The 14,161-nt window shown below is 39.8% G+C and carries 16 protein-coding genes; 12 read left to right on the top strand and 4 right to left on the bottom strand.

Annotated features, from left to right (window positions below; translation table 11 throughout):
• The first annotated feature begins 114 nt into the window (after positions 1–114).
• Together HWV03_RS13175 and HWV03_RS13170 are read left to right on the top strand one after the other, a co-directional pair.
• Positions 115–888 carry a Hachiman antiphage defense system protein HamA gene (locus HWV03_RS13175; protein ID WP_211676328.1) on the top strand — a complete coding sequence of 258 codons (774 nt, stop codon included), beginning with the start codon at positions 115–117 and terminating at the stop codon, positions 886–888.
• A complete protein-coding gene (locus tag HWV03_RS13170) occupies positions 872–4,417 on the top strand; it encodes a DEAD/DEAH box helicase (RefSeq protein ID WP_211676326.1) in 3,546 nt (1,181 codons plus the stop codon). The genes HWV03_RS13175 and HWV03_RS13170 overlap by 17 nt, the downstream gene beginning before the upstream one ends.
• 217 nt (positions 4,418–4,634) lie before the next feature.
• Here the strand turns inward: HWV03_RS13170 and HWV03_RS13165 are convergent, their stop codons facing one another.
• Positions 4,635–5,702: a hypothetical protein gene (locus HWV03_RS13165; protein ID WP_211676325.1), complete on the bottom strand. Its 1,068-nt coding sequence runs from the start codon at positions 5,700–5,702 to the stop codon at positions 4,635–4,637.
• 41 nt (positions 5,703–5,743) lie between these two features.
• Positions 5,744–6,310, bottom strand: coding sequence for a helix-turn-helix domain-containing protein (locus HWV03_RS13160; RefSeq protein WP_211676323.1), 567 nt, complete (start codon positions 6,308–6,310; stop codon positions 5,744–5,746).
• 141 nt (positions 6,311–6,451) lie between these two features.
• Between HWV03_RS13160 and HWV03_RS13155 the strand changes: the two genes are divergently transcribed.
• The 10 genes from HWV03_RS13155 (at position 6,452) to HWV03_RS13110 (ending at position 12,214) form a co-directional block, all read left to right on the top strand.
• Positions 6,452–6,655, top strand: coding sequence for a Rha family transcriptional regulator (locus tag HWV03_RS13155; RefSeq protein WP_075473515.1), 204 nt, complete (start codon positions 6,452–6,454; stop codon positions 6,653–6,655).
• Between the two features lie 197 nt (positions 6,656–6,852).
• Complete coding sequence (locus tag HWV03_RS13150; protein ID WP_211676322.1) at positions 6,853–7,371, top strand: phage regulatory CII family protein; 519 nt, start codon at positions 6,853–6,855, stop codon at positions 7,369–7,371.
• Between the two features lie 12 nt (positions 7,372–7,383).
• Positions 7,384–7,674 carry a hypothetical protein gene (locus HWV03_RS13145; RefSeq protein ID WP_211676321.1) on the top strand — a complete coding sequence of 97 codons (291 nt, stop codon included), beginning with the start codon at positions 7,384–7,386 and terminating at the stop codon, positions 7,672–7,674.
• 9 nt (positions 7,675–7,683) lie between these two features.
• The gene (locus HWV03_RS13140) at positions 7,684–7,974 is read left to right on the top strand and encodes a hypothetical protein (protein ID WP_211676319.1); all 291 of its coding nucleotides are present in this window, start codon (positions 7,684–7,686) and stop codon (positions 7,972–7,974) included.
• Positions 7,971–8,357: a hypothetical protein gene (locus tag HWV03_RS13135; RefSeq protein ID WP_211676318.1), complete on the top strand. Its 387-nt coding sequence runs from the start codon at positions 7,971–7,973 to the stop codon at positions 8,355–8,357. The genes HWV03_RS13140 and HWV03_RS13135 overlap by 4 nt, the downstream gene beginning before the upstream one ends.
• A complete protein-coding gene (locus HWV03_RS13130) occupies positions 8,354–8,581 on the top strand; it encodes a hypothetical protein (protein ID WP_075478402.1) in 228 nt (75 codons plus the stop codon). Before HWV03_RS13135 ends, HWV03_RS13130 begins: the two co-directional genes overlap by 4 nt.
• Before the next feature lie 17 nt (positions 8,582–8,598).
• The gene (locus HWV03_RS13125; protein ID WP_211676316.1) at positions 8,599–8,895 is read left to right on the top strand and encodes a hypothetical protein; all 297 of its coding nucleotides are present in this window, start codon (positions 8,599–8,601) and stop codon (positions 8,893–8,895) included.
• A gap of 55 nt (positions 8,896–8,950) precedes the next feature.
• A complete protein-coding gene (locus HWV03_RS13120; RefSeq protein WP_211676315.1) occupies positions 8,951–11,383 on the top strand; it encodes a replication endonuclease in 2,433 nt (810 codons plus the stop codon).
• Between the two features lie 124 nt (positions 11,384–11,507).
• Positions 11,508–11,645, top strand: coding sequence for a hypothetical protein (locus tag HWV03_RS13115; RefSeq protein WP_175545872.1), 138 nt, complete (start codon positions 11,508–11,510; stop codon positions 11,643–11,645).
• Between the two features lie 236 nt (positions 11,646–11,881).
• Positions 11,882–12,214, top strand: a complete 333-nt coding sequence (locus tag HWV03_RS13110; protein WP_211676314.1) for a hypothetical protein — start codon at positions 11,882–11,884, stop codon at positions 12,212–12,214.
• A gap of 56 nt (positions 12,215–12,270) precedes the next feature.
• Here the strand turns inward: HWV03_RS13110 and HWV03_RS13105 are convergent, their stop codons facing one another.
• Together HWV03_RS13105 and HWV03_RS13100 are read right to left on the bottom strand one after the other, a co-directional pair.
• Complete coding sequence (locus HWV03_RS13105) at positions 12,271–12,522, bottom strand: ogr/Delta-like zinc finger family protein (protein WP_211671963.1); 252 nt, start codon at positions 12,520–12,522, stop codon at positions 12,271–12,273.
• A gap of 360 nt (positions 12,523–12,882) precedes the next feature.
• A complete protein-coding gene (locus tag HWV03_RS13100; protein WP_211676312.1) occupies positions 12,883–14,151 on the bottom strand; it encodes an immunity 49 family protein in 1,269 nt (422 codons plus the stop codon).
• Positions 14,152–14,161 lie beyond the last annotated feature (10 nt).

Genomic DNA, 14,161 nt, shown 5'->3' with positions numbered 1-14,161 from the left:
TGCCCAACTCTAGCTTAGTGTAATAACGCTAAGCTAGAGTTGGTAATTCCACCTAAAGCTGTTTTGAATGAAGCTTTCCTTAATAAAGAGTAAATAAGAATGGACTCCCACTAGATGCTAAATCAAGAGAATAAATCTGAAGTTACAGAACACCTTGTTAATAATAATAAATTTAAAGTGTTAACTTTAAAATCTGAAGAATTTCAAAGTCTTAAAAATGCTTTGATTGGTTTATTACCAGACACTTACGCAGATCCTCAATCGATTGCTGTAACTTTAGCACGTTTAGGGAGACCCGCAGCAGCACAAAAACTATTAACCAAAATCCCTGAAGTTAAAAACATAAGATCTGGTGATATAGGAGAGGTGTTAGCTACAGATTATATCGAGGAATATCTAGGATATCATGTGCCGATTCGAAAACTTCGTTGGCGTGACCATCGTAATATGGCTATGCGAGGTGACGATGTAATCGGTATTGTTGTGAACCAACAACAGCAAACTATAAAATTCCTCAAAGCAGAGGCTAAAGCGAATAAAAAACTTGGGCGTGGAATACTAAAGGATGCAAGAAAAGAGCTTGATTTAGACGATGGTCTTCCAGCTCCACATGCTTTGGAGTTTGTGGCTGAAAGGCTCAGAGAAAGTGGTAACCAAGCACTTTCAGATCTAATAGAAAAAGTACAATTGGTCGATGGGATCAGAGAAGATCAATTAGAACACCTTCTATTTACTTTTACGGCATCTAATCCTGCAAGCTTGCAGAAAGAAGCCTTTGATGCTTATTACGGTAATATAAAACAAACGTCTGTTGGTTTTAGGGTTACTGAACATCAAGAATTAATCGAAGGTGTATATCAGGGAGTCATTGATGTCCTCAACGATTGAAGAAATAGAACAAAGTATACATGAAGCCACTGCTCCAGGGTTTAGAGGCAGGCTACTTGAACGTGGTTTAGCGCGTTCAATGATTTGGGTCGATGGTGAACTGCCTGAGGGGGCACCAAGATTCGCTGAGAAACTTTCTTATGATCTTTTATCCTATGGCTACTCATTGTTATCACTTGCCATTCGCTTGCGGGATTTAGGCGGTAACGAAGACCTCTGTCGTGTGGCATTTGAAAAATCAGCTACAGCGATTACCGATGTTATTCATAATGGTAATCCTGAAGACCCTGAAAAAGGCTTTCACAAAGTATTAGCATCATCTGCTTTTCATCTAGGACGTTATTCCGCTAAAGCATTTTCTTTAATTCAAAGCAACTTGGAAAACCAAAACTTAAGTCAGATAGAAGAATTATTTTCTTTATTGATGTTGAGGCAATTTGATCAAATTGAAATAATGGTACTGCAATGGAAAGCGTCTGGAACAGGCTCTGATGAAACTCTTGCGGAACGACTAGAAACAGAAATCGATCAATTAAGTCAAGTTACAAATACTGATGACGAACCCGAAGAATATGGTATTTCTTCAGTTGAACTTCCAATAATCCAAGACGCTATTACAGATAATTACTTTTCGTCTATATTTGAGTTCTTATTTGCTTTAGAAACCGGTAGCGATAAACTTATTGAAAATGCTGTAAATAGAATTGATACCAGCCTAACAGTTTGCAGCGAGTTAAATTTATTACCTCAGTGGTGGGTTTTAAGAATCACAAAACATCTTCTAAAAGATCTCTGGGACTCAAGCTTTCACCAAATAATTCCAGGACCGCAAAATGATGGTCATGATACTGACTGGAATTTACTACGCTGGTTATTTATTACATCTCTTTACAAACGTAATAAAGCAGAAATTGATTTGTGGCCGTCACAATTAGAAGGGGCAACACGAGCAGTTAAAGATGATGATGACCTGGTTGTATCTTTACCAACAAGTGCAGGTAAGACAAGGATAGCTGAATTGTGCATTCTTAGGAGTTTAGCTATAGGTAAACGAGTTTTATTCATTACACCACTTCGAGCATTATCAGCCCAGACAGAATCTTCACTGAGAAAAACATTTTTACCTTTAGGTAAAACTATCTCATCTTTATATGGAAGTATGGGCACTAGTGACTTTGAGCAAGACGTTTTGAGAACTCAAGATATAGTAGTAGGTACACCAGAAAAACTTGATTTCGCGTTGAGAAATGACCCTACGTTAATCGATGATGTTGGCCTTGTGATTTTAGATGAAGGCCACATGATAGGCTTAAGTGAACGTGAAATAAATTATGAAGTTCAAATTCAACGCTTACTAAAACGTCAAGATGCTAATGAGCGTAGAATTGTTTGTCTTTCCGCTATTTTGCCAAGTGGCGATCAATTTGAAGATTTTGTTGGCTGGCTTAGGGAGGATAAAGAGGGGGATGCTATCCAATCAGGTTGGCGTCCCACAGATTTAAGGTTTGGTGAAATCGTTTGGCAAAGCCAAAGGCAAACTGCAAAGATTAATTTTACCATTGGTGAAGAACAAGCATTTATACCAGGGTTCATAAAATCATTTGTACCACCAATTGGAAGGAGAGTTCTCCCATTCCCTAAAAATGCAAAAGAATTAACATTGGCTTCAGCTTGGAAACTGGTAGAAGACAATCAAACTGTGTTAATTTACTGCCCTGAAAAAAGGTCTGTAAATAGTTTTGCAAAAGATATTGTGGATTTACACAAACGAGGTGCTTTAAAGTCAGTGTTATCGGTTATGCCTGAAAGGATAGAACTGGCAAAGGTGCTTGGTGCTGAATGGTTAGGAGAAGAACATCCCATTTTGCAATGCTTAAATATTGGAGTTGCTGTTCATCATGGTGGATTACCAACACCTTTTAGAAAGGAAATGGAAAAGCTTTTAAGGGAAGGTATATTAAAAATAACGATATCGTCTCCTACATTAGCGCAAGGTTTGAATTTAGCAGCAACGGCTTTAATTGTTTACTCTGTTCGTCGAAGTGGCGAGGTAATCGACATATCAGAATTCAAGAATGTTGTTGGACGAGCTGGACGAGCGTTTGTAGATACTCACGGCTTAGTGCTACATCCAATTTATGACCGTATAGCTTGGCGCAGAAATCAATGGAGATCATTGGTAAATAATACTAACGCTCGTAATATGGAAAGTGGATTATTTAGGCTAATAGCTTCGTTTATAGTTAGAATTGCTAATAGTTTACAAACTCAATCTATTGAGCAAGTGCATGAATATGTGATGAACAATACTGCTATTTGGACTTTCCCAGCTGTGCCTCATGAGCAGGAACAGCAGAATGAAGAAAGTAGGAATGCATGGGAACGTCATTTAGTAAGTTTAGATACTGCATTATTAAGTATGCTAGGCGAAGAAAACATCTCAATTGATGATATTCCAAATGCTCTTGATGAACTACTTCAGTCATCTTTACTTCAGCGTAGATTGAAGCGCCAAGAAGAAGAAATTAAAGTACTTTTTAATGGTCTTTTATCTCAGAGAGCTAGTCATATATGGCGTTTGACTACTACTGAACAAAGAAAAGGTTACTATCTTGCAGGCGTTGGTTTAGCTACGGGACAAAGGTTGGATGAAGTAGCCCCTGAAGGAAATGAGTTACTGATTGTTGCTAACGCTTATATCGATGGTGGTGAGGAACGGGAAGCTATAACAGCAATAATTAAACTAGCCGAACTTTTGTTCGCAATACCTCCTTTTACTCCAAATATTTTACCAGATGATTGGCGTGAAATTATCGCTGCTTGGTTAAAGGGGGAGGCACTTCGTGATCAAGGTTTTAATTCAATTGATGAAACATTACGATTTGTTGAAGATGGTCTAGTTTATCGTCTTCCATGGGGACTAGAAGCTCTTCGAGTTCGTGCTCAAGCTAATGGAGATATTATTTCTGGTGATTTTTCTGAACAGATGACCATTGATGATGTTGAAGTGGGCTTAATTGTCCCTGCAGTTGAAAATGGTAGCTTGAATAGAAGTGCTGCAATGTTAATGCAAGCAGGCTTTAACTCGCGTTTAGAAGCAATAAAAGCAGTTCGGACGACTGGTACTCATTTTTCAAGTAGTTATGAATTTAAAGAATGGTTATCTTCAGAAACATTAAAAAAATATATATCGCGGTTAAGCGTGCTTGGTGAAAACAAAGCAAAACTTTGGAAGTCTTTTATTAACGAATATAAACCAAATTCAGACACTGTTTGGAAAGGTACCTGTGTTAATCTTCCTGTTAATTGGGAGCCTGGTGTTAATGTACGGATAGGTCAACTTATTAAGCTGCGCAATGAAGGTACTGATATAACAAAGGTATTTAGTTCTGATGGTGAATTTATTGGTAAACTTCGATGGAGGTATAAGTTATTGAAAAATGGAGTTTATCGGTCGCAAGTTGAAGCAAATAACTTTTTGCAGATAACTTATTGGGGGGCAGGCAAAAATCCTTTTGAGGTTACTTAATCTGAAGGACCGTTGTCCGAGGCTTACTCGCTGGTTGATGTTAGTGGGGTGATGTACTAATCGGTAGCCAAAAATAAGATAACCCATGACCATAATGCCGTTCACTTAAGGTGAGCGGCATTTTTATTTCTGGCATATCGTTGAGGCCTTAGTTTCACCATTCGAGGCAATGTCACTCTCTTCTGGGGGGAATATTAAACTTTCTACCATGGCATTTTTATTTAGTACTGCTTTTAATTTTTAACAATATTTTTTTAGGATTAATTTTAATCGGCCCCCATTTCATCTCACCAATTTTTATAGCACCATCCAGTAATTCAATATCACTTTTCATACTATCTAAAAGTAGTTTTTGCTCTTTGTCTTTTAATTGTGTTTTTAAAGTATGAATTTTGGTGTCTTTTAACTCAATTATTGAATTTTTCATCTGTATTTGAGTCTTAAATATTTCGACTTGGCTACTTAAATGGTCTGTAAACATTCTTTCACTTATTGACAAGTCATGCTTATTTGCTGGGAGGTACTCAATGTATGGAAGTGATAAATATTGGTAGAACAGCTTCTCTATTTCTGACAATAGTGTTTCAGCATTATCTGGAGCCACAATAACAAGCGTCCCATTTGAGTCATTTTGTGTTGATATTTTAGCGTTAATACCTAAGTTTTCTAAAAACTCACCAAACCAAACAATATATTGAGTGCATATGACTTCATATTCTTTTGGAAAATTAAAGGCTTTAATAAATGTATTCTCATGAATTTTTAATGATAATTTTTGTATTATATTTTCATATACACATTTCGCATCAGCTGCTATTAAATCAAGCTCTTCACACAATATGCCACTTGTAATCTCTTTTTCTATTTTGATGTATATGTGACTGTCATCATAGTCACTAAGACTTCCGCTATCATTTTCAGAAAAATAACCAAGTGCAGATAGTTCTTTCATATATAGATCTGCAAATTCAATAATTGTGAACGGATGATTCCAGTGTATTAACCTGAATGAAATGGAATGAGATAAATTTGCCGAATCATTTTTTTTAGTTAATTCCATCCAGTTAGCTAGGTTAAAGCATTGGCTTTGGTATTCGGAATATATTTCTAAGCCTAGTGGGATATTCTTTACATCCAGATCACAAAGTAAGCTGATAAAATTTGAATGTGGCGCCTCAAGTAAATGAGGTAGAGTCTCGGATCCTGTCTCAAGTATATCAATTCTATCAATAACTTCATTTTCAATAGTTATGAGCAATTCATTATTTTTTATTATAGCTTTCATTAAATACCTTATGTAAGTTTTGGGCAACATATCCGAGCTAGTTACTCTTTTTCCATCGCCAGCACTACACGTCCCAACACAACAATATCCGCTTCTGCAACTTCAACTGATGTATTGCCATAACTCATGGCTAATTTTTTACCTGGTAAACGCTGTAAATGATTAATAGAAATTGAACCATCAATATCCAATAAATAACGCCCCGAATTAGCTTTGGTTTCTGCCGTATTAATAAAAAGCAGTGTTCCGTCCAGATTAATAATACGAGTGTTATCTACTGTTAAGCCATAATTCTTCATTGCAACGAAGTCTAAACCGATTTGGCTCGAATTACTTAGCTCTCCGTTAGATATTGTTTCAATAGAGACCGTTCTTTTTGAATCAGTAGCTACTGTATTAAATGTATCACCTTCACTGAATGCTTCACCCTCATCTAATAAAAGCCACTTTAGGGATACCCCTGTAATCAAATGAGTTCTAATTGCGATCTCATATGGAGTCATATCACGAGTATGCCAAGTGAAGATTGTTGACTTTGGTATGTCAAATGCGACCGCCATCTCGTCATATGTCTTACATTTAGTGACTACTTTTAGTTTCTCGGTCACACTTTTTCCACCTTTATAACTAAAAGGAGGTGAAAATATTTGATTGCTGCTCATTTTAATTGTACCACTCAATTGAGTCACTGCTCATATGCGTAGTTATGAGCTCTAATGCCATTAAATACAACCAACAAGGATACCATTATGTCGTCAATTACAATACATCTCGACGTGCCTTACTGCACAAAAAAGAAATATGCCGCCGCAACAGGGCAATCAATAAGCACTATTGATCATGCTGTTACGAGTGGAAAGCTACCTATCATGCCAAAAGAAAGCAGAAACGAGGCCGTACTAATCAACCTTGTTGCCTTGTTCAAAAAAGCCGATGCACAAAAATTTGCATAATCAAACCAATAGCCAATCTGAGATCACTATAAACGCCCATCAACAGGGGTTTATAGAGGTTTCGGCAGGTGTATTCATCGAACCAAGCGTGAATAAACGCAAGCATCGTTTCTCTTTAATCGTTAAAACAGAAGCGATCATATTCATTTGCGTACTTGGATTGTTACTTAATCATTGCATATAAGGAGATTTTCGCAATGTATGAGTCAAATGAGAGTAAACAGAGCCCAATAGAGTCTGCATGTATTAGGTTTGCAGACATAGAAAACTTAGAACAGATTGCCAACGAGTGCGGTATGCGTGGGCAAATACTACGCAACAAACTCAACCCCAATCAGCCACATCAATTAACCGTTAGCGAGTTAATTAAAATCACCACCGCAACCGACAATCACTACATTATCAACAGCGCAATACTCGAAGTCGGACTAACCGCCGTTCGTCTACCCAAGCAAGGCGAGTCAAAACCACTCACGCTCAGCGCCATGAGTGTGACCAGCCATGCCGGTGAAATAAACCGACACATCTTAGAAGCCGAATCAGATCGCCGGCTAACCCGATTCAAAAAAGACCAAATAATCAAAAAGGCACAAGACGCCGTACGTGAACTGGTCTTTCTTATGTCAGACGTTGAAAACCGCTGCGGTGGTGCAGGGCCGTTCGTGTCCATGTGTACAGATGCCGTCATCGGCGGATTGCCATTACCAGGTATGTAAGAGGGAATTGTTATGGGACAAGCACAACTCGTACAAACACAGCACCAAGACACGGCGGCTCAAGCCATCGCTCAAGTCCGTGACATGTTTAGCCATAATCGTGTCGCTGTTATCTACAACAAACAAGGTGACGAGATAAAGCGCGTTATCTGTTTCGCAGCAGGAATGGAAGAGCGTGACATGAAATTTACGTTTCAAAAATTTAATCAAATTCAAAGAGCCGCGATCCACTGCGTCATAAAACGTTTAGCACCGGTAATCAATGAAATGGCTGGTTACTCATTAACTGAATTTAACAAGTAAGGGAATACCATGATTAAAGCAAATCCAACAATGAACGATGTGATCAACGAACTCATGTTTATTGCCATCGCCAAACCTGAAAAATTGAGCGTATCTGTTCGCTATATTGGCCATGCCGACGCACTCGAAGTTATCGCAATTGATAAAACCTACTTTAGCGGTGCGCAAAACCCGAATACCTGGTCTGCCCACAAGCTAATGGATAAAACCATTTACCTCGATGGCTTAACTGCATTTAGACAAGTCACTTCTACGTATAACGAACTAAGCAACTTGATAAAAAATGAGGTAGCGGCATGAAACGTATTTTAGCCCCCGTCGAAAATGTGCGTTCGGCGCTGCACTCACTTGGTATCGATGAAGACAAAGCTGATTGGATTATCGATTTGTTTGAATGCGTTGATGCTGGTCGTAGCGATGCACTTGCAATGCCTTGTTTTCATTTCAACCTTTACGCAACGCTAAAGCAAGAAGAGGTATTGATTACTGTATTTGCCTTTTGGCAAAGCGTCGTAGCTTGTTCAGATTCTGGCTCTACCCAAGAGCAACTTGCCTTAGGCGCTATTCGTTCTGTGTACTTTATGGCGCAAGGCTTTGGCTTAACCAAATTAGTCGCCTGTATAGAGTTGTGGTGGGAAAAAACACTCGATATTCACAATACAACTATCTGGATGGTCGCATGATGTATCTAGCAATAGAGTTGTGTCCAAATGGCGGCATGCGCGAACACCCTAAAACCCACGAACTGCGCACTGTCGAAATAGGCGAATGCGAAACCAAACAAGATGCCATCGATAACGCTTGCCAGCAGTTAGATTGTCGCCAGTTGTTTCGTGGTGTCATTGGCCGACCAAAAGGCCAGGGCGGTTATGTCGTATTAAACGCGCAGGAATATGCAGAAGTATAAATAAAGGATATTTAACCATGATTATTAGACATGAAATTAACGAACAAGAAATGATTGATATGTTTGACCTATTCGCCGGTTCAATTATTGACGGTTACCCATGCGAAGAACTCACCAAGTATTTGCATGAAGCAGTACGAGAGTTAGCTGTTGATCAGACTGCAGCTATTTCGAAAGGTGATTTTACTTCTCTTTTAAAAGACTTTATTAGCTGTTTTAGTTTTGATGGCAAGAACGGCCGTTATCTTTTCAGGTTTGAAGATGTGGAGTTTTACGGTAATACCAAGGTTATAAAAACGGAGGCAGCGCTATGAGTCATTGTCGTAGTAAAGCTTATCGTATCTTTGTTGATGATGAGCTATCGCTTTAATGGTTGGTGTAAATCATGCCCAGTCATTACCTGGCCGTAGCACCATTATTGAAATGATTGAAAGCGCGGAGGACTGCAGCAGTAAGCCAGTCAGAATGCCCGCGCTAGGCAAAGAATTCCCACAACCTGAAATGTCGCTAATCGAAAATGCGATGTTCCAGGTTAACCCCGATCTCGAAGACCATCAATGGCGCAAACAGTTCTTTGGTGATATGCCGCATTACCTTAGTCGCTATTTTGCCGAGCGCTATATCAAAGCCTTTAAACGTAATGGCCGTCAATACGCCAACAAGTACTTAAGAAAAACCGTGGGCGCCAAGATTAACCCGCGTTTAAAAAAGGTATTAGCACAATATAACCAGCAAGCTAAATACCGTGATTCTTATATCCGCAGTGGCGACTTGTTCCGCGAAAAACTGCTCGCAGAAATGGATAAAAGCGAACTCAAAGTATTAGCCCAACAGTACGCTGATTTCTTTGCCGTACAACTCGATGACCAAGCTGCAGAGCAGGATGGATCCCAAGGCTACGAGCAGTCTATTATCCAGGTCTTTTGTGGTCTACGTGAAATTAGCCGTAAGTTTGGTTATACGCCACCGTATGATAAACCCGAATCTGAGTTAACAGCTGCAGAAGCAGAGTGTGGCATTTTACGCTTAACCTGCAATCGTGCCTGGGAAAGCAAACTAAAAGCCAAGCGTTCGATAATGCGCGAGCACCTAGCAATAGCTGTAGGCCAAGTACAAAAGTCAGCAAGCCCGTACTGTTCCCGTGACTGTCTGCACGAATGGAAGAACCAAAAACAACGTAACCGTGATTTCATCAAAGGCATGTCGGTCTTTGATGAAGACATGGACGAAGAGATAGCACTTTCTGAAATGTTCTATAAATCCACGGGTAACCCAGCCATTCGCCGTTGCGAGCTTATGGTTCGGATGCGTGGTTACGAGAATATTGCCCAAGCTATGGGTTGCGAAGGGCTGTTCCTTACCTTAACCGCACCATCCAAATATCACCACACCCGAAAAAAGGGCGGCTTTATCGATCACTGGATGGGTAACAGTCCCCGTGATGCACAGCGTTATTTATGTAGCGTTTGGGCTAAAATCCGCGCTCAATTCAAACGTGATGATATCTCAGTATTTGGTATCAGAGTTGTTGAACCACATCACGACGGTACACCACATTGGCATTTACTGTTATTCATGCAGCCCCATGATGTAAAACGGGCGAGTGAGGTATTCACGCATTACGCAGTACAAGAAGATTTTAAAGAATTATTCCCGACCATAAACAAGAAAGAAATAGCAGTAGGGCCACCGAACTTACGGACTCGATGCGAGATTGTTGCTATCGATTCTGAACTGGGTTCTGCAACCGGCTACATTGCTAAATACATCAGTAAGAACATTGATGGTTATGCCATGGATGATGAAAAAGACGACGAGACAGGGCGCGACCAAAAAGAAATGGCCGCGCACGTTACTGCCTGGGCAAGTCGTTGGCGTATTCGTCAGTTTCAAGCGATTGGTGGGGCACCGGTTACCACGTATCGAGAATTACGCCGTTATGCCAACAACGATGTAAACACATTCAAAAGCTACGTTGCCTTGCTCAATGCAAAGCAACAATACAACTTATTTATCGAGTTATTCCCAGATCAAAACCCTTACCTTATAGGCCCTAAATTAGACTTTCAGGGGCCACGTTTAAACTATGCCGCAATGAATTCGTTACAACGTTGGGATGTGCTTACCAGCAAATACAAAGCAGAATTAAAAACAGACATCGATAGCGCATCCACTGCAATGAAGTGTGCCGACAAAGGCGACTTTGCAGGGTATGTCATGGCGCAAGGTGGCCCATTCGTGAAGCGTAAAAATTTACTCATTCGTAATGATTACGACGGCACCGAGATGGGCAATGAATACGGAGAGTACGTAAGTAAGATCCAGGGCTTCAAAGTTACCGATGAAACACCGGTTAAGACTCGTATTCGCAACTGGGTGATCCAGCGCAAGTCTCAAGCATTGCTCGACAGTGAAGCGATCGCCAGTAGCACCGCAGGTGCTGAGGGTTTAATGAGTCCCGAAGGGGCTTCTCGGAGTTCTGTCACTAACTGTACGCCCTCTAAAAGCGACAGGTTAAATACTGGAATTAAAACCCTTTTGAAAAGTCGTGGTATCAATTTAGATGATCACCTGGTCAATTCGATGGAGCAAGGTGGCCAAATCCGGCTCGATAAAGACCAAATTATGAAGTTTAGGCGAGGGTATTACGTTGACAGCAAATATCATCCGCCAGAACTTGTCGAGATGAGGCCTAAAGAACGTAATATTTGGGAGGGTTGGAATACGCCAGCGCTCAAGGTGGATAATAATCAAGAATTTGTGCCTGGTTGGGAAGATTGGGAAAACTGGGATTGGGGTTAGTGCTGGTTAAAAGTGGTTACTGCTATCGTTATATAATCCATTTTTGGAATGTGCTTTTTTCACATATACAAGCAAATGAAACCACTGTAATCTTATCCAGTTGTTTTATTTTAAGGACTGGATTATGAAAGAGTTACAAATAGATGCTGAGAACTTTGTAATTGACGCATCAGCGCAAGATACGGTTAAAAATAACGAGGAAGTCGTCGTGTATTTATTGACATTGATACAGAACGACACGGGCGAAGAAGCGCCGAGTTAACGCGTTAGCATTAATGCTGTTGTACTTGAACATGGTAATTCAGCCCTATAAAACCGCAGCCCATATTATTGATTATAACGTTCACGTTAAAGCTGTATTCAGCAGAAAGACGATGACACGAGTAGCAAACATCAGATGACTGAATAGGCCATAAATAGGCTGTTTAGTTGTGTGGTAATTGAAGAATATTATTAATAAATTCCAACATAGAATGACAGTTATGGAGATGGGTAGATATGAGAAAAGTTAAGTTTAATTGGAGTCTGAGCAAGATATTCCAGCGCCGAATATTAGAAAATAAAGATGACCAGGTACTTGATACAAGTGGCATTGTGACAGAGTTAAATGATGACCCTCATATCACGCGATATCTCATTACTGTTGATAGTAATGGAACGACTCTGCAGACGATGAATGTAGAGGGTAAGTCGCTAATCGATTCTGAAGCGGCAAGAAACCTTGTGCGGGATATGAATCAAATGACAAGGCGCATGAATGAAATGGTTAGACGTATGGGTGTTTTGAAAGGTGCTTGTAATACCGAGCGTTTAGATAAGTCGATTGATTAGACCTGGTGAACAATCTTAGATGTGTAATAGCAAACCCTCATAACCCAGTTTTGCTATTACAACATTGAAAGCTTCTGCTTAAGTTCTTTCTGTAGACTGGGATCGAGTGATTTCAGCATTTCAAAGGCCAGCTTACCTGAGCTTTTTGCTGACGGGCTTAATGTGTGGCTAAAGCTTAGGTTCATTACAAATGAATGGCCGCATTCTGGATTAGTACAGCTGCAATATAAATCTGTGTATTCAATCGAAATTCTATTCGTTTTTTGTATGCGGCTTTTATCACCACACTCAGAACAAAGTACTCGCATAAAACATCCACTTAATTAACATACAGGTGTGTAGATTATACAGTATTGAACTGTGTTTTTATACAGTGCTGTGATGGTCGCTATAATACATTACGAAGGTCAAACCTAGACACTTTGACATGAGTTGAAAACCTTTCAGTTCTCTGGCCTGCAACTGATATATGCTTAGGAGCCATGCGTGCTAATTTTTCGGTTTTTATATGGTAGGGGTGTAGATAGTCTAAACCAGATTTGCCCCTTTCTGCGTTAGAGCTGTTGCTAAGTCGCTATATGGACATCGTTTTTTGCCATCGATTTTCTCATGTAAAACATCTCCACCTATGGAGGTGGAGATGTTTAAAAGAAGACTATCGGTAATAACTAATCACACTCAATAAACCTCACATTCGTGATAGCCTCTTGTGAATATTGTGCGATAAACGCCTGCCAGCGTGTTGTCATAGCTGCTAACCAAGCTTGCGGATCTTGTATTAAGCTTGGCTCCATAGAATAAAGCGTTAGAACCCAATCGTCTCCTAGTACATCGATAAAAATTTCACCAACAATATTTTTGTTGACCGGTTTAGAATCAATATCACGGCCAATAACATCGCAAAGAGGCGGTAATTCTCGTTCTTCTTTTGCCCACTTTAGCGCTGCTTCGTAAATACGCCTCGATTCAGGTTGAGTTCTGGGCAAATTCTCCGCGGTAAACTCAAAATCACTGCGTATTGGCTTAGGTAGTGCTTTTATTTCCGGAAAGGCCTCATCGTAAGTCGGAAATTCACCTTTTACTAGCCACTGCGGCATATAATCAGTTTCAATTTCTGGTACTAGGCCGAACCTATCATAGGCATAAGCTGCAATGCCTGTGATACAAAGCGCAATCATTGCCTCTGCAGCATGTGACCTATCTTCATTATCATAGTAGGCTTTATGTGCCTGCAGTGCGTGCAATAAGCTACTCTGATAATGTGATTCTCTCTCTGCGCTGTGAACAACGCAGAGCAATTCAACCAAGGGTAAATAGAGATGATTAACGTATTCTTTCTGCTCCTCCCACTCCACATAAAAATGAGCAGACGCTTCTACCACCTTGTCTCTTAGCTTACGCATGTCTGCGTAGGGGTTAAACATACCTTTGCATAGTTCGGCAAATGCAAGATTAAACCCATTAATCTCACCTGAACTATATGGCTTTGAAATGATATTATCAGGCAAACCAAGTAGTATCGGCAAGTGAGAAAAATGATCGCGTAATATCAAGGTAACGAAGAACATGTCAAGCCAACCCCTAAAGCTTAACTCCTTTTTACTATCGGCAATCACCTCACAACTATGCCCCTCTAACGTGAGTGTTATCTTTTTACCCTCATGTAACTGAGAAAAGACATCCAACATCCCTGACTCTGGGAATGTATACAGGTGACGCATAATTTGGGTTTTAGGTTTATTTAGTAAATAACTTTTCCCAATTAAAGCTTGTAATTTATTCAAACTTAATAAGTTTCGATAACGACTCGCATTAAAATTATTTACTTTTCGTCTTTCCCAATTTTTAATGTCGCTGATATAATCTAAGTTTATTCTTTCCTGTATGGAAGGACTAAGAGTGCCGAACTCATTAAATCTGTAATGTGTCAATGTCATGTTGGTTTTC

Source organism: Moritella sp. 36, from assembly GCF_018219415.1.
Classification (GTDB): Bacteria; Pseudomonadota; Gammaproteobacteria; order Enterobacterales; family Moritellaceae; genus Moritella.
Note: the sequence above shows the minus strand (reverse complement) of the source record. Positions and strands in the feature narration are given on the sequence as shown.

What these genes read in the sequence shown, in the direction of transcription:
- HWV03_RS13115 (WP_175545872.1), top strand. Translation starts at nt 11,508, where the DNA reads ATGAAAGAGTTACAAATAGATGCTGAGAACTTTGTAATTGACGCATCA.
- HWV03_RS13170 (WP_211676326.1), top strand. Translation starts at nt 872, where the DNA reads ATGTCCTCAACGATTGAAGAAATAGAACAAAGTATACATGAAGCCACT.
- HWV03_RS13150 (WP_211676322.1), top strand. Translation starts at nt 6,853, where the DNA reads ATGTATGAGTCAAATGAGAGTAAACAGAGCCCAATAGAGTCTGCATGT.
- HWV03_RS13155 (WP_075473515.1), top strand. Translation starts at nt 6,452, where the DNA reads ATGTCGTCAATTACAATACATCTCGACGTGCCTTACTGCACAAAAAAG.
- HWV03_RS13175 (WP_211676328.1), top strand. Translation starts at nt 115, where the DNA reads ATGCTAAATCAAGAGAATAAATCTGAAGTTACAGAACACCTTGTTAAT.
- HWV03_RS13135 (WP_211676318.1), top strand. Translation starts at nt 7,971, where the DNA reads ATGAAACGTATTTTAGCCCCCGTCGAAAATGTGCGTTCGGCGCTGCAC.
- HWV03_RS13110 (WP_211676314.1), top strand. Translation starts at nt 11,882, where the DNA reads ATGAGAAAAGTTAAGTTTAATTGGAGTCTGAGCAAGATATTCCAGCGC.
- HWV03_RS13140 (WP_211676319.1), top strand. Translation starts at nt 7,684, where the DNA reads ATGATTAAAGCAAATCCAACAATGAACGATGTGATCAACGAACTCATG.
- HWV03_RS13100 (WP_211676312.1), bottom strand. Translation starts at nt 14,151, where the DNA reads ATGACATTGACACATTACAGATTTAATGAGTTCGGCACTCTTAGTCCT.
- HWV03_RS13105 (WP_211671963.1), bottom strand. Translation starts at nt 12,522, where the DNA reads ATGCGAGTACTTTGTTCTGAGTGTGGTGATAAAAGCCGCATACAAAAA.
- HWV03_RS13120 (WP_211676315.1), top strand. Translation starts at nt 8,951, where the DNA reads ATGGTTGGTGTAAATCATGCCCAGTCATTACCTGGCCGTAGCACCATT.
- HWV03_RS13125 (WP_211676316.1), top strand. Translation starts at nt 8,599, where the DNA reads ATGATTATTAGACATGAAATTAACGAACAAGAAATGATTGATATGTTT.
- HWV03_RS13130 (WP_075478402.1), top strand. Translation starts at nt 8,354, where the DNA reads ATGATGTATCTAGCAATAGAGTTGTGTCCAAATGGCGGCATGCGCGAA.
- HWV03_RS13145 (WP_211676321.1), top strand. Translation starts at nt 7,384, where the DNA reads ATGGGACAAGCACAACTCGTACAAACACAGCACCAAGACACGGCGGCT.
- HWV03_RS13165 (WP_211676325.1), bottom strand. Translation starts at nt 5,702, where the DNA reads ATGAAAGCTATAATAAAAAATAATGAATTGCTCATAACTATTGAAAAT.